13 protein-coding genes are annotated in these 19,019 nt (G+C 56.1%); 11 read left to right on the top strand and 2 right to left on the bottom strand.

Annotated elements, in window-relative coordinates; translation table 11 throughout:
* Window positions 1–134 precede the first annotated feature (134 nt).
* From sgrR to thiQ, 4 genes are all read left to right on the top strand, one after another.
* The gene (sgrR, locus tag WH279_RS12980; RefSeq protein WP_339457056.1) at window positions 135–1,796 is read left to right on the top strand and encodes an HTH-type transcriptional regulator SgrR; all 1,662 of its coding nucleotides are present in this window, start codon (window positions 135–137) and stop codon (window positions 1,794–1,796) included.
* A gap of 320 nt (window positions 1,797–2,116) precedes the next feature.
* Window positions 2,117–3,103 (top strand): thiamine ABC transporter substrate binding subunit, encoded by a 987-nt coding sequence (gene thiB / locus WH279_RS12975; RefSeq protein WP_339457054.1) that lies wholly within the window; start codon window positions 2,117–2,119, stop codon window positions 3,101–3,103.
* Window positions 3,079–4,689: a thiamine/thiamine pyrophosphate ABC transporter permease ThiP gene (gene thiP / locus WH279_RS12970; RefSeq protein WP_339457052.1), complete on the top strand. Its 1,611-nt coding sequence runs from the start codon at window positions 3,079–3,081 to the stop codon at window positions 4,687–4,689. Before thiB ends, thiP begins: the two co-directional genes overlap by 25 nt.
* Window positions 4,673–5,389, top strand: a complete 717-nt coding sequence (gene thiQ / locus WH279_RS12965) for a thiamine ABC transporter ATP-binding protein ThiQ (RefSeq protein ID WP_339457050.1) — start codon at window positions 4,673–4,675, stop codon at window positions 5,387–5,389. Before thiP ends, thiQ begins: the two co-directional genes overlap by 17 nt.
* On the opposite strand, the gene WH279_RS12960 is transcribed toward thiQ, so the two are convergent.
* On the bottom strand, window positions 5,366–6,127 hold the full coding sequence (locus WH279_RS12960) for a DedA family protein (RefSeq protein WP_339457048.1): 762 nt from the start codon (window positions 6,125–6,127) through the stop codon (window positions 5,366–5,368). The genes thiQ and WH279_RS12960 overlap by 24 nt on opposite strands.
* A 170-nt stretch (window positions 6,128–6,297) precedes the next feature.
* Between WH279_RS12960 and polB the strand changes: the two genes are divergently transcribed.
* From polB to rluA, 3 genes are all read left to right on the top strand, one after another.
* On the top strand, window positions 6,298–8,661 hold the full coding sequence (gene polB / locus WH279_RS12955; RefSeq protein WP_339457046.1) for a DNA polymerase II: 2,364 nt from the start codon (window positions 6,298–6,300) through the stop codon (window positions 8,659–8,661).
* A gap of 141 nt (window positions 8,662–8,802) precedes the next feature.
* A complete protein-coding gene (gene rapA / locus WH279_RS12950) occupies window positions 8,803–11,709 on the top strand; it encodes an RNA polymerase-associated protein RapA (RefSeq protein WP_339457044.1) in 2,907 nt (968 codons plus the stop codon).
* Between the two features lie 40 nt (window positions 11,710–11,749).
* Complete coding sequence (gene rluA, locus WH279_RS12945; RefSeq protein ID WP_200641666.1) at window positions 11,750–12,403, top strand: bifunctional tRNA pseudouridine(32) synthase/23S rRNA pseudouridine(746) synthase RluA; 654 nt, start codon at window positions 11,750–11,752, stop codon at window positions 12,401–12,403.
* Between the two features lie 95 nt (window positions 12,404–12,498).
* On the opposite strand, the gene djlA is transcribed toward rluA, so the two are convergent.
* Window positions 12,499–13,320 carry a co-chaperone DjlA gene (djlA, locus tag WH279_RS12940; RefSeq protein WP_339457042.1) on the bottom strand — a complete coding sequence of 274 codons (822 nt, stop codon included), beginning with the start codon at window positions 13,318–13,320 and terminating at the stop codon, window positions 12,499–12,501.
* Window positions 13,321–13,492: 172 nt separating this feature from the next.
* Between djlA and lptD the strand changes: the two genes are divergently transcribed.
* The 4 genes from lptD to rsmA are packed head-to-tail and all read left to right on the top strand — an operon-like array spanning window position 13,493 to window position 19,017.
* On the top strand, window positions 13,493–15,871 hold the full coding sequence (lptD, locus tag WH279_RS12935) for an LPS assembly protein LptD (protein WP_339457040.1): 2,379 nt from the start codon (window positions 13,493–13,495) through the stop codon (window positions 15,869–15,871).
* 54 nt (window positions 15,872–15,925) lie between these two features.
* Window positions 15,926–17,221 (top strand): peptidylprolyl isomerase SurA, encoded by a 1,296-nt coding sequence (gene surA / locus WH279_RS12930; RefSeq protein WP_200641669.1) that lies wholly within the window; start codon window positions 15,926–15,928, stop codon window positions 17,219–17,221.
* Window positions 17,211–18,203: a 4-hydroxythreonine-4-phosphate dehydrogenase PdxA gene (gene pdxA / locus WH279_RS12925; RefSeq protein WP_200641670.1), complete on the top strand. Its 993-nt coding sequence runs from the start codon at window positions 17,211–17,213 to the stop codon at window positions 18,201–18,203. Before surA ends, pdxA begins: the two co-directional genes overlap by 11 nt.
* Window positions 18,196–19,017, top strand: coding sequence for a 16S rRNA (adenine(1518)-N(6)/adenine(1519)-N(6))-dimethyltransferase RsmA (gene rsmA, locus WH279_RS12920; RefSeq protein ID WP_200641671.1), 822 nt, complete (start codon window positions 18,196–18,198; stop codon window positions 19,015–19,017). The genes pdxA and rsmA overlap by 8 nt, the downstream gene beginning before the upstream one ends.
* The last annotated feature ends 2 nt before the right edge of the window (window positions 19,018–19,019 follow it).

Below are 19,019 nucleotides of genomic sequence, written 5' to 3'. Positions count from 1 at the left end.
GAAACAGGGCTTACGCCACTGTGAATGATTGAACGCCATTCCGAAGAATGCCTCCCGCTCTTTCATCTGTTGCCATTATCGCCGTAATATAAGGCAGGAAAAACAGACAGCTTTTAACACAGGGTTCCTCTTTTATGTCCTCACCCCGTTTACAGCAGCAATTTATCCGGCTCTGGCAATGTTGCGACGGCCAGCCACAGGAAACCACGCTCAGCGATCTGGCGGTACAGCTTAGCTGTTCGCGGCGTCATATGCGTAACCTGCTGAATGCCATGCAGGATCAGGGCTGGCTGGAGTGGCAGGCCGAGGCAGGACGCGGCAAGCGTTCACACCTCACTTTTCGTTACACCGGGCTGGCGTTACAGCAACAACGGGCAGAGGACTTACTGGAACAGGACCGCATCGACCAACTGGTGCAACTGGTGGGGGATAAAAACCGCGTCCGTCAGATGCTGCTCTCCCATTTAGGCCGCAGTTTCCGCCAGGGTAAACATATTCTGCGCGTGCTCTACTACCGTCCGTTACTGAATCTGCTGCCCGGTACGCCGCTCCGCCGCTCGGAGACGCATCTTGCGCGGCAAATCTTCAACGGGCTGGCACGGATAAATGAGGAAAACGGGGAAATCGAGCCGGATATTGCCCATCACTGGCAACAGATCGCCCCGCTGCACTGGCGCTTCTTTCTGCGCCCGGCCATCCACTTCCATCATGGCCGTGAACTGGAGGTTGAGGACGTCATTGCCACGCTCGTACGCTTAAAAGAGCAACCGCTGTTCAGCCACCTCGAACGTATTGAATGCCACACCCCCTGGACGCTGGATATCCATCTCAGCCAGCAGGATAACTGGCTGCCCTGGCTGCTGGGCAGCGTCAGCGCCATGATCCTGCCGAAAGAGTGGCCGCATATGCGTAATTTTGCCCGTCAGCCGGTGGGCACCGGCGCCTACGAGGTGGAACGCAACCAGCACAGCCAGCTGCGCATTGCCGCCTTTGATGATTACTTTGGTTATCGCGCATTGATTGATGAGGTCAATATCTGGGTGCTGCCGGAGATAAGCGACGAACTGGTTTACTCCGGTGTCAAACTGCAAAGCGAAAGCACCGATGAAAAATCCGAAGAGAGCCGACTGGAAGAGGGCTGCTATTTCCTGATGTTTGATCAGCGTTCTGAGCATGGACGTAACGAACAGCTGCGCCGCTGGATCAGCACCATTTTAAACCCTATCGCCCTGCTGAACCACAGCGGCATTGCCTACCAGCGCTACTGGTTCCCGGCCTACGGCCTGCTGCCTCGCTGGCATCATCGCCGCGATATGGCTATTGCTGAGAAACCCGCCGGGCTGACGTCGCTGACCATCACCTGGTACAGCGATCATATTGAACACCAGGGCATTGCCAATGCGCTCGGGCCGATCCTTGCGACGCACGGCGTTGAGCTGATCACTCAGGAAATTGATTATGAGAGCTGGTATCGCGGCGAGGCTGAAAGCGATATCTGGCTGGGCAGCGCCAACTTTACCCTGCCGCTGGAGTTCTCTCTGTTTGCCCTGCTGTATGAGATCCCGCTGATGCATCACTGTGTGCCGACTGACTGGGAAACCGATGCCCGGCTCTGGCGCGAGCAGAAACTCTCGCTGGCCGACTGGAGCAAGCAGCTGATCGACAGCAACTTCCTGCATCCACTGTTCCACCACTGGCTCCTGCTGCACGGACAGCGCAGTATGCGCGGTGTACGCATGAACACGCTGGGCTGGTTCGACTTTAAATCAGCCTGGTTCGCCCCACCCGAATCATGATGCTTTCGTAACAAAGACGAAACCACTAGAATGAGCCGTTCTCAACGGGGTGCGAAAACATCAGCTGACGCCGGATCACTGCCTGCGCAGCACGTTAAAACACTGCGAGCAAGCATTCAGTCGGTGAAGGCCAGCGCACAGCCACCGCAGCATACATCAGTATGTGAGGATGGCGCGCACTGCACGACGCCGAATCAATGCCTGCGCAGCACGTTTTCGCTGAGATAAAACCCGTCGAACCTGACCCGGATCATACCGGCGTAGGGATTTGAGAGTGTCACTGACTCAGATCCTTTGCGCATACCTTTAAGGAACGCAAAGTGTTGAAAAAATATTTAGCTCTGCTGGTGCTGTTTTCCCTGCCTGCCCTCGCGGCCAAAGAAACCCTGACGGTTTACACCTACGACTCCTTCTCTGCGGAATGGGGACCGGGGCCTGCCATCAAGAAAGCCTTTGAAGCACAGTGTCACTGTGAACTGACATTCGTGGCCCTTGAAGATGGCGTCTCGCTGTTAAACCGGCTGCGCATGGAAGGCAAAAACAGTAAAGCAGATGTGGTGCTGGGCCTGGATAACAACCTGCTGGATGCCGCAGAAAAAACCGGTCTGTTCGCCGCCTCAAACACCGATACGTCCCACAGTACCGTCCCCGGCGGCTGGAAGAATACGACGTTTGTCCCTTATGACTACGGCTGGTTTGCCTTTGTCTATGACAAAACCAAGCTACAGAACCCGCCGAAAAGCCTGAAAGAATTGGTCGAGAGCGATCGTCCCCTGAAGGTGATCTACGAAGATCCGCGCACCAGCACCCCGGGCCTTGGCCTGCTGTTGTGGATGCAGCAGGTGTTTGGCGATAAAAGCCCGGACGCCTGGCAGAAGCTGGCAAAGAAAACGGTGACCGTCACTAAAGGCTGGAGCGAGGCATATGGCCTGTTCCTCAAGGGCGAAAGTGATATGGTGCTCAGCTACACCACCTCTCCCGCTTATCATCTGATTGAAGAGAAGAAAGATCAGTATGCCGCCGCCAACTTCAGCGAAGGGCACTATTTACAGGTGGAAGTCGCCGGTCAGCTGAAGTCCAGCAAACAGCCGGAGCTGGCGCAGCAGTTTATGCAGTTTGTGATGACTCCAGCGTTCCAGGACACCATCGCCACCGGCAACTGGATGTACCCGGCAATCAGCACGACACTACCGGCGGGCTTCAATACCCTGACCGTCCCCACGACCTCACTGCAATACAGCCCACAGGACGTGGCAACACAGCGCAGCAACTGGATTAGTGCATGGCAACGCGCCGTCAGCCGCTAATTCCCGGCTGGTTAGTGCCCGGCGTGCTGGCTGCGATGCTGCTGGTCAGCGTGGCCTCGTTGGCGTTTTTTGCCCTTTGGCAGAATGCGCCCACCACCGACTGGCGCGGCCTCTGGCAGGATAGCTATCTGTGGCACGTGCTGCGCTTCTCCTTCTGGCAGGCACTGCTGTCCGCGCTGCTCTCGGTGTTGCCCGCCATTCCTCTGGCCCGGGCCCTTTACCGCCGCCGCTTCCCTGGCCGCAGCACGCTGCTGCGGCTGTGTGCCATGACGCTGGTGTTACCGGTACTGGTGGCGGTATTTGGTATTCTCAGCGTATATGGCCGCAGCGGCTGGCTGGCGCAGCTGTGCGCCCTGCTCGGCGTTGATTACACCTTCTCGCCTTACGGCCTGCAAGGTATCCTGCTGGCACACGTCTTTTTCAACCTGCCACTGGCCACCCGTCTGCTGCTCCAGGCACTGCAGCAGATCCCCGGCGAACAGCGGCAGATCGCTGCACAGCTCGGCCTGAGTGGCTGGGCACATTTTCGTATTGTCGAATGGCCGTGGCTGCGGCGCCAGATCCTTCCCGCTGCAGCGCTGATCTTTATGCTGTGCTTTGCCAGCTTTGCCACCGTACTGTCGCTGGGCGGCGGTCCGCAGGCGACCACCATTGAGCTGGCGATCTTCCAGGCATTGAGTTTCGATTACGATCCCGGACGCGCGGCCCTGCTGGCGCTGTTACAGATGCTGTGCTGCCTGGGACTGGTCATGCTAAGCCAGCGCCTGAGTAAAGCGATCCCGGCGGGCAGCGACAGCCTAGGCGGCTGGCGCAATCCGCAGGACAGCCGCCGTGCTCGCATACTGGATTCGTTGCTGATCGCCGCCGTATTACTGCTGATCCTGCCACCGCTGCTGGCCGTGGTGATCGACGGGTTGAATCAGGGGTTCAGCACGGTACTGCATCAGTCTGCGCTGTGGCAGGCAATGTTAACCTCTGTGCGCATTGCGCTGGGCGCGGGGATACTCAGCGTGGTTCTGACGATGATGCTGCTGTGGAGCAGTCGTGAGCTGCGCCTGCGTCAGCGCCCGCTGTGGGGACAAACGCTGGAAATGAGCGGCATGCTGATCCTCGCCATGCCGGGGATTGTGCTGGCAACGGGCTTTTTCCTGTTGCTCAACCAGACCATCGGGCTGCCCGAGTCAGCGGAAGGGATTGTGATCGCCACCAACGCACTGATGGCCGTTCCCTATGCGATGAAAGTGCTGGAAAACCCGCTGCGCGATATTGCCGGGCGCTATAGCCTGCTGTGTCTGTCGCTGGATATTCGCGGTTGGAACCGCCTGCGGCTGATTGAACTGCGCGCGCTGAAACGCCCACTGGCACAGGCGCTGGCCTTTGCCTGCGTGTTGTCGATTGGTGATTTTGGCGTAGTGGCGCTGTTCGGTAATGAAAACTTCCGCACACTGCCCTTTTACCTTTATCAGCAGATAGGCTCGTATCGCAGCAGCGACGGTGCGGTCACCGCCCTGTTGCTGCTGTTGCTCTGTTTCCTGCTGTTTACCCTGATTGAAAAACTGCCGGGGCGCCATGTTAAACCTGACTAATCTGACTTATCTGTATCACCACCTGCCAATGCGCTTTACCTTCAGCGTACAGGCGGGTGAACGCCTGGCGATCCTCGGCCCAAGCGGGGCGGGAAAAAGCACCTTACTGAGCCTGGTCGCCGGATTTTTACCGGTGAAAAGTGGTGAATTACAGCTGAACGGCAGCGAACATCGCGACAGCGCGCCAGCCCAACGCCCGGTATCGATGCTGTTTCAGGAGAATAACCTGTTCCCACACCTGACCGTGGCGCAAAACATTGGGCTGGGGCTGCACCCAGGCCTGAAGCTTAACCACCAGCAGAAGCATGAGTTACAGAATATCGCCCAGCGCGTCGGTCTGACGGACCACTTACAGCGTCTGCCCCATCAGCTTTCAGGCGGTCAGCGCCAGCGTGCGGCGCTCGCCCGTTGTCTGGTGCGTCAGCAGCCGATCCTGCTGCTGGACGAACCCTTCTCAGCGCTGGATCCGGCGCTGCGTAAAGAGATGTTAGGCCTGGTGGATGACGTCTGTACCGAACGCAATATCACCCTGCTGATGGTGTCGCACAGTATTGAAGACGCCGCGCACATTGCGCCGCGTAGCCTGCTGATTGTTGATGGGCGGGTTTACTGGGATGGCAGCACCGCGCAGTTACAGCGCGGTGCAGTGCCAGAAGCGGCGGTATTGGGCATCGCCTTAGAAGAACACATCCCACAATAAGTGGCGGAAAATCGGCATCATTGGATGGAACTGGATCGCCGTAAAGCTCACCACCGCCAGCACCATCATCAGCGGCGCCAGCCAGCGCAGGCGTGATAGTGGCAGATAAGGTGTGGCCCAGTCGTTCTGCTTTTTGGAACGCAGCCAGCGCCAGCACAGCCAGCAACCCAGCCACACCAGCATCGCAACGCCCAACAGCAGCCACTTAAACAGGCCGCTGCTGGCATCCTTTGGCACATCAATCGCCACCCCGGCGAGGATCCCCGGCAATAAGTAAAGCGGCGGCCACAGAATGCAGCCGATGATATTCGGGGGAATAAACTTGCGGACGGGCAGTTCAAGCATTCCGGCGACCAGCGGGATGAGCGGGCGTGTTGGTCCCACAAAGCGACCAACGATGATAGTGAACATGCTGTGCTCATGCAGCGCGTGCTCCGTTTTATCCATCAGCTTCTGATGTTTTTTAATAAATGACCAGCGGTGCAGCGGCCCTTTGAACTGCCAGCCAATAAAATAGGAAATCCAGTCGCCCAGCAGGCAACCCAGTGTACCAACGGCCCAGGCAGGGTACAGCCCAATCTGCCCGCTGCCGATCAGTGCGCCGAACGACGCCATCAATACCGTACCCGGTAGCAGCAACCCGACCAGCGCCAGCGATTCAAAGAAAGTCACCAGCCCAACGGCCAGCAGTGACCAGGCCAAAGATTGGGTGATTAAATGTTGCAGCCAGGCTTCCATAACATTCCAAAAAAATGAGCAGAACCCCGGATTGTCCAGAGGCGGCAGGAAAGCGTCAAGGCCTGTTTTGTATGGGAACGTAGCAGCAGAGTAAAGGTCTGGGTTTAACAGGTGAACACTGTATAAATAAACATGCTAATATTAACACTTCATCACCCCCGGGAGACAGTGTGAACGACGCACAGGCAGGATTTTTACTCACCCGTCACTGGCGGGATACACCCGCTGGCAGTGAAATCACGCTATGGCTGGCGACGGATGCCGGGCCGCAGATGGTGGTTCTTCCGCCTCAGGAGTCTGTGGCGTTTATTCCTGCCGAGCAGCAGGCAGCGGCCACCCGATTGCTGGCCGGTGAGCGTGACTGGCGTTTTGCCCCGCTTGAGTTAAAAGATTTTCGCCAGCGTCCGGTGGTTGGCCTGTATTGCCGACAGCAACGCCAGCTACAAAAGCTGGATAAGCTGCTGCGTGAGAATGGCATCACGCTGTATGAAACAGATGTACGCCCGCCAGAGCGCTTCCTGATGGAGCGGTTTATCACTGCCCCGGTCTGGTTCAGCGGTCAGCCCTCCGGGGACCGACTGATAAAAACCCGTCTGAAATCGCACCCGAGTTATCGCCCGCCGCTGAAGTGGGTATCGCTGGACATTGAAACAACGCGTCACGGCGAGCTGTACTGCATTGGTCTGGAAGGCTGTGGCCAGCGTGATGTCTACATGCTTGGCCCGGAGAACGGCGATGCCAGCCACCTCGATTTTAATCTGGAATATGTCGCCAGCCGCCCGTTGCTACTCGAAAAGCTCAATGCCTGGTTTGCCCGTCATGACCCTGATGTGCTGATCGGCTGGAACGTGGTGCAGTTCGACCTGCGCGTGCTGCAAAAACATGCCGAACGCTACGGCATTCCACTGAATCTGGGGCGGGGTTACAGCCCGGCGCTGGAGTGGCGCGAGCACGGGTTTAAGCCGGGTGTTTTCTTCGCCCAGGCCAGCGGACGGCTGATTATTGACGGTATTGAAGCCCTCAAATCTGCCTTCTGGAACTTTGAATCCTTTAGCCTTGAAGCGGTTTCACGCGAACTGCTGGGGGAAGGGAAAGCCATCAATAACCCCTGGCAGCGTATGGAAGAGATTGATCAGCGCTTTGCGGAAGATAAGCCCGCCCTGGCCAACTACAACCTGAAAGACTGCGAACTGGTGACGCGTATTTTCCAGCACACTGAACTGATGCCGTTCCTGCTGGAACGCGCATCGGTGAATGGCCTGGCCGTCGATCGCCACGGCGGTTCGGTAGCAGCATTTAGTCACCTCTACCTGCCGCGTATGCATCGTGCCGGTTTTGTGGCCCCCAATCTGGGGGATGTCGCGCCTGAGGCCAGCCCCGGGGGCTATGTGATGGACTCACAGCCCGGCCTGTATGACTCAGTGCTGGTGCTGGATTATAAAAGCCTGTATCCGTCGATTATCCGCACCTTTTTAATTGACCCGGTCGGGTTGGTTGAAGGCATGGCGCAGCCGGATGACGCACATTCTGTCGCGGGCTATCGTGGTGCACGTTTTTCCCGCTCCAACCACTGCCTGCCCGCCATTGTGAATCAGATCTGGCAGGGACGTGAAGAAGCCAAAAAGCAGGGCAATAAGCCGCTGTCGCAGGCGCTGAAAATCATTATGAATGCCTTTTATGGGGTATTGGGCACCAGCGCCTGTCGTTTCTTCGATCCGCGTCTTGCCTCCTCCATCACCATGCGCGGTCACGATATTATGCGTCAGACCCGGGAACTGATTGAAGCCGAGGGTTTTGATGTGATTTACGGCGATACCGACTCCACCTTCGTCTGGCTAAAATCGGCTCACGACGAAGCGCGCGCAGCGGAGATTGGCCGCCATCTGGTGGCCACCGTCAATCAATGGTGGCAACAGCATCTGCGCGCAGAATTCAACGTGGAAAGTGCGCTGGAGCTGGAGTATGAAACCCACTTCAGCCGTTTTCTGATGCCAACCATTCGGGGTGCCGAACAGGGCAGTAAGAAGCGCTATGCGGGGCTGATTCGCAGCGGTGACAAGCCACGTATGGTCTTTAAAGGATTAGAAACAGTGCGCACCGACTGGACGCCGCTGGCACAAAAATTTCAGCAGGAGCTCTATCTGCGTATTTTTACCGGGCAACCCTATCAGGACTATATCCGGGAAACCGTGCGTCAGCTGCTGGATGGGGAACTGGACGATCAGCTCACTTACAGTAAACGGCTGCGTCGCCCACTGGGCGAATACCAGCGTAATGTGCCCCCGCACGTGCGGGCCGCACGTATCGCTGATGAACAAAACCAGAAGCTTGGCCGGCCGCTGCTTTACCAGAAAGGCGGGAAGATCCGTTATGTGATGGCCACTTCAGGCCCGGAACCGCTGGAAGCGAGGATCACGCCACTGGACTACGATCACTATCTGACGCGCCAGTTACAACCGGTGGCCGAGGGCATCCTTCCGTTCATGCAGGATGACTTTGCTACACTGGTAACAGGACAGCTGGGGCTTTTTTGACAGGTGACGAACGGGCGACCTTCCAGTACCATAGCGCTCCTCCTAAGTATCAATCGTTCTGAATTCACCGCCAGGTACTTTTTTACCGGGCAGCAGTGCTATTGCCTGAAACAAACTAGACGAGAATCGAGCCGAATATTTATGCCTTTTACACTTGGTCAACGCTGGATAAGCGATACGGAAAGCGAACTGGGATTGGGAACTGTGGTTGCCGTAGATACACGTATGGTCACCCTGCTCTTTCCTGCCACGGGCGAAAACCGTCTCTACGCCAGAAATGATTCTCCCATCACTCGTGTGGTGTTCAATCCTGGCGACACCATTACCAGCCATGAAGGCTGGCAAATGGTCGTTGATGAGGTAAAAACCGACAATGGCGTTGTCAGCTATGTCGGAACCCGGCTTGATACCGAGGAAGCAAACGTCGTCCTGCGTGAAGTGATGCTCGACAGCAAACTGGTGTTTGGCAAACCACAGGATCGCCTGTTTGCCGGACAACTGGACCGTATGGACCGTTTCGCGCTGCGTTTTCGCGCGCGTAAATATCAGAGTGAGCAGTATCGCCTGGCCACCAGCGGCCTGCGTGGTATGCGCACCAGCCTGATCCCTCACCAGTTGCATATCGCTCACGATGTCGGCCGCCGTCATGCGCCGCGCGTGCTGCTGGCCGATGAAGTGGGCTTAGGGAAAACCATCGAAGCCGGGATGATCATCCATCAGCAACTGCTGGCGGGCCGTGCCGAACGTATTCTGATTATTGTGCCAGAAACGTTGCAGCATCAGTGGCTGGTTGAAATGCTGCGTCGCTTCAACCTGCGCTTTGCCCTGTTTGATGATGACCGCTACGCCGAAGCCCAGCACGACAGTGACAACCCATTTGAAACCGAGCAGATGATTATCTGTTCGCTCGACTTTGTCCGCCGTAATAAACAGCGCCTGGAAAAACTGGCCGATGCAGAATGGGATCTGATGGTCGTGGATGAAGCCCATCACCTCGTCTGGTCCGAAGAAGCGCCAAGCCGTGAGTATCAGGTGATTGAGCAACTGGCCGAGCAGATCCCGGGCATCCTGCTGCTGACCGCGACACCTGAACAGCTCGGGATGGAAAGCCACTTTGCGCGTCTGCGTCTGCTGGATCCCAATCGTTTCCACGACTTCGCACAGTTTGTTGAAGAGCAGAAGCATTTCCGTCCGATTGCCGATGCCGTCGCGATGCTGCTGGCCGACAAAACCATCGGTAACGATGAGCTGAATCTGCTCAATGATCTGATGGGTGAACAGGACATTGAGCCGCTGCTGCAAACCGCCAACAGCGACCGTGAAGGCAAGCTGGAAGCCCGTCAGGAGCTGATCAGCATGTTGATGGACCGCCACGGCACCAGCCGCGTGCTGTTCCGTAACACCCGTAACGGTGTGAAAGGCTTCCCGAAACGCGAACTGCATCAGATCCGTCTGCCACTGCCGACGCAATATCAGACGGCAATCAAAGTCTCCGGCATTATGAGTGCCCGTAAATCAGCGGATGAGCGCGCACGCGATATGCTCTACCCGGAGCAGATTTATCAGGAATTTGAAGGCGACAGCGGCACCTGGTGGAACTTCGACCCGCGTGTAGAGTGGCTGATGGGCTTCCTGACCAGCAACCGCGACAAAAAAGTGCTGGTGATTTGCGCCAAGGCAGCCACCGCCCTGCAACTGGAGCAGGTACTGCGTGAGCGCGAAGGTATTCGTGCCGCCGTGTTCCACGAAGGTTTGTCGATCATCGAACGTGACCGCGCAGCGGCATGGTTTGCCTCGGAAGAAGAGGGTGCTCAGGTGCTGCTGTGTTCGGAAATCGGTTCAGAAGGCCGTAACTTCCAGTTCGCCAGCCAGATGGTGATGTTCGACCTGCCCTTTAACCCGGACCTGCTGGAGCAGCGTATCGGCCGTCTTGACCGTATTGGTCAGGCACACGATATCCAGATCCACGTCCCTTATCTGGAAAAAACCGCGCAGTCGGTGCTGGTACAGTGGTATCACGAAGGGCTGGATGCGTTTGAGCATACCTGCCCGACCGGCCGTACCGTTTACGACAGCGTTTATGCCCCTCTGATTGAGTACCTGGCCGCGCCGGAAAATACCGAAGGGTTAGATGACTTTATCCATCAGTGCCGTAAACAGCATGATGCTCTGAAAATACAGCTGGAGCATGGCCGTGATCGCCTGCTGGAACTGAACTCCAACGGCGGCGAAAAAGCCCAGGCGCTGGCCAACCTGATCGCCGAGCAGGATAACGATATCGAGCTGGTGAACTTCGCACTCAACCTGTTCGATATCGTGGGTATTAATCAGGAAGATCGCAGCGATAACCTGATTATCCTGACCCCGGGCGATCACATGCTGGTGCCGGACTTCCCTGGCCTGCCGGAAGATGGCTGTACCATCACTTTCGACCGTAACCAGGCGCTGTCGCGTGAAGATGCCCAGTATGTTAGCTGGGAGCACCCCATCATCCGTAACGGTCTGGATCTGATCCTCTCCGGTGATACGGGTAGCTGCGCGATTTCACTGTTGAAAAACAAAGCGCTGCCAGTCGGTACCCTGCTGCTGGAGCTGATCTACGTGGTGGAAGCTCAGGCGCCGAAGCACCTGCAACTGACGCGCTTCCTGCCACCTACGCCGGTGCGCATGCTGGTCGACCGCAAGGGCACCAACCTGGCCGCGAAAGTGGAGTTCGAAAGCTTCAACCGTCAGCTTAACGCGGTGAACCGCCATACCGGCAGCAAGCTGGTCAATGCCGTGCAGCAGGATGTCCATGAGATCATCAAACTGTCGGAAGATGAGGCGGCCGTCGAAGCCCGCAAGCTGATCGATGCAGCACGCGCGGAAGCGAATGAGAAACTGAGTGCCGAACTGTCACGTCTGCAAGCGTTAAGCGCCGTCAACCCGAACATCCGCCAGGATGAAATGGATGCGCTGGAAAACAATCGTGAGCAGGTGCTGGCGAATCTGGACGAAGCGGGCTGGCGCCTGGATGCGCTTCGTCTGATCGTTGTCACACATCAGTAACGAGACAGGGCCGGCGCCCGCCGGCCCTTACGAGAGAGTTATGGAACCCTACAACCCACCGCAAGAACCCTGGCTGCATATTCTCTATCAGGATGACCACATCATGGTGGTGAATAAGCCCAGTGGACTCCTTTCCGTTCCCGGTCGTCTGGAAGAGCACAAAGACAGCGTGATGACGCGCGTCCAGCGTGATTATCCGGCGGCGGAATCGGTCCATCGCCTGGATATGGCCACCAGCGGTGTGATTGTAGTGGCACTGACAAAAGCCGCCGAGCGTGAGCTGAAGCGGCAGTTCCGCGAACGTGAGCCGCAGAAAACCTATGTGGCGCGCGTCTGGGGACATCCGCAGCCAGAAAAAGGGTTGGTCGATCTACCGTTAATTTGTGACTGGCCGAACCGGCCGAAGCAGAAAGTTTGTTTTGAAACCGGTAAGTCTGCACAAACGGAATATCAGGTGCTGGATTACGCCAGTGATAACAGCGCCCGCGTACAGTTAAAACCGATTACCGGCCGCTCACACCAGCTACGCGTGCATATGCTGGCGCTCGGCCATCCGATCCTCGGTGATAACTTCTATGCGCACGACGACGCAAAAGCGATGGCACCTCGCCTGCAACTGCACGCCGAAAGCCTGAGCATTACCCATCCACAGTTCGGTACGCCGATGACGTTCAGACAACCGGCGGATTTTTGATTTATTGCCATTCATCTGCACGGGGCGGGCCATGCCCGCCCCCTACAATGTGTGTTTCGTAGTGGCCGGGCATGCCCGGCCAGCCAGCCTGATAACTATTTAAACCCTTTTTCGCGTTTGATGAGATCGTACGCGCCCTGAATCTCCTGCGCTTTCTGCTTCGCCATCTCCATCATCTCTGGCGGTAAGCCTTTCGCCACCAGTTTATCCGGGTGATGCTCCCCCATCAGCTTGCGATAGGCGCGCTTGATGGTGGTGCCATCGTCAGTGCTTTTCACTCCCAGTACGCTACAGGCGTCTTCCAACGTGGGTCCACGCTGCGCGCCAGTGAATCCGCCCTGAGACGATCCGCTATAGTGGGAGCCACTGCCAAACTGCTGACCGCTCTCCATCATGCGTAAGAACTGATCGAACTGCGCACGCGAAATGCCCAGCTCCTCGGCAATCACATACAGCACCTGCCGCTCGTTGGGATGCAGCGAACCGTCGGCAAACGCAGCCTGAATCTGAATTTCCAGGAACATACGGATCAGGTCGAAACGGCCAAAACAGGCGCTACGCAACTCACGCAGCTTGTCACGCAGAGGATAATCACCCTCCTTACCTTCGCGGAAAGCCTGCTGGGCTGCAATACGACCGTTACTGTCCAACTGCATACGATCCATCAGCAGCGATGCCATCTGAATGTCGGCATCCGTAACCCGTCCTTTTGACTTTGTCAGATGCCCCATCACCTGGAAGGTGGTGCGGAAAAACAGCGCCTGACGCGTCTGTTGATTCGCAAAATAGCCCTGCCGTGACGGCGAACGTGCTTTATCTATCAGATGCCCGGCCACCAGACCAAAAAGCACCCCCCAGAAGCCCGCACCCGATAAGAAACCCAGCACAAGACCCAATACTTTTCCCCAATAGCGCATATACTCCTCAATTCGCCATGCCGAAGGCTAAAAATTGCATTATCATACCTGTCATTTCTCTCACAGCCTATTGGTACGCGGCCAGACAACCAGAAGTATACCTGTCATAAAAGATGCAGGGTATGACTAGCGCAATGCAGTTGAGTACGTTAGTCTCTGACCGTTTGTCGGCATGATGCCAGTGATTACGGAATTCTCGATACCGCGTATGAATAAAAGACTACCTACATTGCTGGCCACCTTGATTGGTTCAGCACTCTACAGCCATCAAGGGCTGGCTGATGACCTCGCATCCCAATGTATGCTCGGGGTGCCCAGTTACGACCGTCCGCTGGTACAGGGAAAGGCAACCAACCAATTACCCGTAACGATTGATGCCGATAGTGCCAAAGGCAATTATCCCGATGACGCAGTCTTTACCGGTAATGTGGATATTCGCCAGGGCAATAGCCGTCTGCAATCCGACGAAGTTCAGTTGCATCAAAAAATGCTCAGTGGGCAGACAACGCCAACGCGTACCGTCGATGCCCTGGGTAATGTGCACTACGATGACAACCAGGTCATCCTGAAAGGCCCGAAAGCCTGGTCAAACCTGAATACCAAAGACACCAACGTGTGGAATGGTAACTACCAGATGGTAGGCCGCCAGGGGCGCGGTGATGCTGACCAGATGAAACTGCGTGATGATAACCGCTACACCATTCTGGAAAACGGCACGTTCACCTCCTGTCTGCCGGGTCAGAACAGCTGGAGCGTTGTCGGCTCTGAAATTATTCATGACCGCGATGAACAGCTGGCTGAAATCTGGAACGCCCGCTTTAAACTAGGCTCGGTGCCGATATTCTATAGCCCTTATTTACAGCTTCCGGTGGGCGATAAGCGCCGTTCTGGTTTCCTGATCCCGAATGCAAAATACGGCAGTAACAGCGGCTTCGAATTTATGCTGCCGTACTACTGGAACATTGCGCCGCAGGCCGATGCCACGCTGACACCGCACTATATCAGCCGCCGTGGCATGCAATGGCAGAATGAATTCCGTTACCTGACTGGCGCAGGTGCAGGTCTGGTGGAGTTCGACTATCTGAATTCTGATAGCATCTATAACAGTGATCATCCGGATGATAAAGACGCCAATCGCTGGCTGTTCTACTGGCGCCATTCTGGTGTTTACGATCAGCACTGGCGGTTCAACGCCGATTACACCAAAGTCAGCGATCCTTATTATTTCACCGATCTCGACTCGGTCTATGGTTCGACCACCGATGGCTACGTTACGCAGAAGTTCAGCATTGGCTATGCGGAACAAAACTGGGATGCCACACTGTCGACCAAACAGTTCCAGATTTTCTCTACCAATGCCAATAACGATGTGTATCGCGCCGAACCGCAGTTCGACTTCAATTATTACAACAATGATATCGGACCATTCGATACGCATGTCTATGCGCAGGCAGTGAAATTCACTAACGTGAATGAGCGCCTGCCCGACGCCACGCGTCTGCATCTTGAACCGACCATTGACCTGCCGCTCTCCAACGGCTGGGGCAGCATCAATACCGAAGCCAAACTGCTGGCCACGCATTACGAGCAGAACGACGTTGATTATTACAACTCGCTCAGCACCAGTAGCAATAATCAGCTGAAAGACTCGGTGAATCGCGTCATGCCGCAGTTTAAAGTCGACGGCAAGATGGTATTTGACCGCGATATGAACTGGTCACCGGGTTACACGCAGACACTGGAACCGCGTGTGCAGTACCTCTACACGCCTTATCGTGATCAGAGCGACATCCGCGCCTACGACTCCACGCTGCTGCAAAGTGACTACACTGGCCTGTTCCGTGACCGTACCTACAGCGGCCTAGATCGCATCGCTTCAGCCAACCAGGTCACTACCGGTGTAACCTCGCGAATTTTTGATAACGATCTGGTTGAACGTTTTAATGCTTCCATTGGTCAAATCTACTCGTTCACCCCTGCTCGTACCGGGTTGAACAACACGGATGACGACGACCGCGGCAGCCTGGTGTGGGCTGGCGACACTTACTGGAAGGTGAGTGACAACTGGTCAGCACGCGGTGGGCTGCAATACGACACCCGTCTGAATAATGTGTCTCAGGGTAATGCCGTGCTGGAATGGCGTCGTGATGCTGACCGTATGGTGCAGTTGAACTACCGCTATACCAGTGAGGAGTATGTCCAGCAAACGCTGACCCAGTACAACAATGCGTTGTACCAGAAAGGGATTTCGCAGGTCGGTGCAACAGCTAGCTGGCCTATCGCTGATGCATGGTCAGTGGTCGGTGCATGGTATTACGATACCAATGCAAACCAGGCTGCCGATCAACTGCTCGGTGTACAGTACAGCTCCTGTTGTTATGCACTCCGCCTGGGCTATGAACGTAAAATCACCAGTTGGGAAAACGACAGCAGTAAATATGACAATAAAATCTCGTTCAACATTGAACTGCGTGGCCTCAGCCCAAGCTATGGCTTAGGCACCGGTCAAATGCTGCGTCAGGGCATCCTGCCTTATCAACGCGCTTTCTGATGTTGTAATGTTTGGTATGCAAACCCGCAGTGCGGATAGAAGAATGGAAAAAGTATGAAGAACTGGAGAATGCTGATCCTCGGTGCAGCCCTGACAGCCAACACTGCGTTCGCAGCCCCGCAAGTTGTTGATAAAGTTGCCGCCATCGTGAATAACGGCGTGGTGTTAGAAAGTGACGTGGACGGCATGATGCAGTCCGTGAAAGGCCAGTCGCAGCAAGCCGGCCAGCAGTTACCGGATGATAAAACCCTGCGTCACCAGATCGTTGAACGTCTGGTGATGGACAATATCCTGCTACAGATGGCCAAGCAGGCCGGAATTCAGGTGAGTGATGCGCAGCTGGATCAGGCGATTGGTAACATCGCCGCGCAGAACAAAATGAGTGTTGACCAGTTGCGTAGCCGCCTGGCCTACGATGGCATGAACTATGCCACCTACCGCGAGCAGATCCGCAAAGAGATGACTACCTCAGAAGTACGTAATAACGAAGTGCGTCGTCGTGTCACGATCCTGCCTCAGGAAGTGGATCAGCTGGCAACGCAGATGGCATCGCAAAATGATGCTGGCACTGAGCTAAACCTCAGCCACATCCTGTTGCCACTGCCGGAAAACCCGACTCAGCAGCAGGTTGACGATCAGGAAAGCCTGGCGAAGCAGCTGGCAGGTGAAGCCAAATCCGGTTCCGATTTCGGTAAACTGGCCATCACCTATTCTGCTGACCCACAGGCGCTGAAAGGCGGCAACATGGGCTGGGGCCGAATTCAGGAGCTGCCATCTCTGTTTGCTCAGGCGCTGGTGACAGCGAAAAAAGGCGATATCATTGGTCCAATCCGTTCAGGTGTGGGTTTCCATATTCTGAAAGTTAACGATATGCGCGGTGATAACCAGAGCATTTCGGTGACCGAAGTGCACGCCCGCCATATCTTGCTGAAGCCATCGCCGATCATGACTGACGATCAGGCGCGTCAGAAATTGCAAGAAGTGGCCGCTGAGATCAAAAGTGGCAAGCTGACCTTTGCCGACGCGGCTAAACAGCTGTCGCAGGATCCGGGTTCAGCGAACCAGGGCGGCGATCTGGGTTGGAGCTCACCGGAAGTGTACGATCCTGCTTTCCGTGATGCCCTGCTGCGTCTGCAAAAAGGCCAGGTGAGCGGCCCGGTTCACTCTTCCTTCGGCTGGCATCTGATCCAGTTGCTGGATACCCGCAAGGTGGATAAAACTGACGCGGCGAAGAAAGAGCGTGCTTACCGCCTGCTGTTCAACCGTAAATTCTCGGAAGAAGCGCAAACCTGGATGCAGGAACAACGAGCTGCCGCCTACGTGAAAATTCTGGATGCGAATGCTCAGTAATCAACGTGTGGTGGTGACCCCCGGCGAACCCGCCGGGATTGGTCCCGATTTAATCGTTCAACTGGCGCAGCTTGCCTGGCCGGTTGAACTGGTTGTCTGTGCTGACCCCGAGCTGCTGCGCACCCGCGCGGCAGCTTTGCATTTACCCCTGACCCTGCGCGAATATCTTCCGGGAAGCCCGGCGCAATCCCAGCAGGCAGGTACGCTCACCGTGCTGCCCGTTCCGCTGACACAGCCAGCGGTTGCAGGCGAGCTTTGTGTGGATAATGGTCACTATGTGCTGGCAACCCTTACCCGGGCCTGTGACGGCTGTCTGAGCGGCGAATTCGCCGCCGTGATCACCGGACCGGTGCACAAGGGTGTCATCAACGATGCCGGCATCCCGTTTAGCGGGCATACCGAGTTCTTCGCCGAGCGCGCTGACTGTGAGCGCGTGGTGATGATGCTGGCAACGGAGGAGCTGCGTGTTGCGCTGGCGACCACCCATTTGCCGCTGAAAGATGTGGCGGCCGCCATTACCCGCAACAGCCTGCATGAAGTGATCACCATCCTCCACGCCGACCTGCAAAGCAAGTTTGGTCTGGCTTCACCGCATATCTTTGTTTGCGGTCTGAACCCCCATGCAGGGGAAGGCGGCCATATGGGCCGTGAAGAGATCGATGTGATTATCCCGGCGCTGGATGAACTCCGCCAGCGCGGTATACAACTGACTGGACCTCTGCCAGCGGATACCCTGTTCCAGCCCAAGTATCTGCAACATGCTGATGCGGTGCTGGCGATGTATCACGATCAGGGGCTTCCAGTGCTAAAATATCAGGGCTTTGGTCGGGCGGTGAATATCACCCTCGGTCTGCCATTTATCCGTACGTCTGTTGACCACGGCACAGCTCTCGAGCTGGCTGGAAGCGGCCAGGCTGATGCGGGCAGCTTTAAGACGGCGCTTAACCTCGCCATTACCATGATTAAGAGCAGTAATGAATAGTCGCGTTCACCAGGGCCACTTCGCCCGCAAACGTTTTGGACAGAACTTCCTTAACGATCCGTACATTATCGAAAGCATCGTCAATGCCATCCACCCACAAAAGGGCGAGGCGATTGTCGAAATCGGCCCAGGCCTTGCTGCACTTACCGAGCCGGTAGGCGAGCGTCTGGATGCCATGACCGTGATTGAGATTGACCGCGATCTTGCCGCGCGTCTGCAAACTCATCCGTTCCTTGGCCCTAAACTGACCATTTTCCAGCAGGATGCGATGGCCTTTGACTTCGCCGCCTATGCGCAGGAAAAAGGTCAAAAGCTGCGTGTGTTCGGTAATCTGCCGTATAACATCTCTACCCCCCTGATGTTCCACCTGTTTAGCTATACCGGTGCCATTCAGGACATGCACTTTATGTTGCAAAAAGAAGTGGTTAACCGCCTGGTTGCCGGGCCTGGCAGCAAAGCCTATGGTCGTCTGACCGTCATGGCACAGTATTACTGTCAGGTGATCCCGGTGCTGGAAGTGCCACCCGAATCCTTTACCCCGGCACCGAAAGTCGACTCTGCCGTGGTGCGTCTGATGCCTTATGCACAGATCCCACACCCGGTTGACGACATTCGTGCCCTGAGCCGCATCACCACGGAAGCCTTCGGTAAACGCCGTAAAACCCTGCGCAACAGCCTCGGCCATCTTTTCTCTGCGGAAGCACTGGCAGAAATGGAGATTGACCCGACGTTGCGTGCAGAGAATATCAGCGTTGCACAATATTGCCGTATGGCGAACTGGTTGACTGCGCATCCTCAGCCGCAGGAGAACTGAGT

This window comes from Erwinia sp. MYb375 (assembly GCF_037479175.1).
Taxonomy (GTDB): domain Bacteria; phylum Pseudomonadota; class Gammaproteobacteria; order Enterobacterales; family Enterobacteriaceae; genus Erwinia; species Erwinia rhapontici.
Note: the sequence above shows the minus strand (reverse complement) of the source record. Positions and strands in the feature narration are given on the sequence as shown.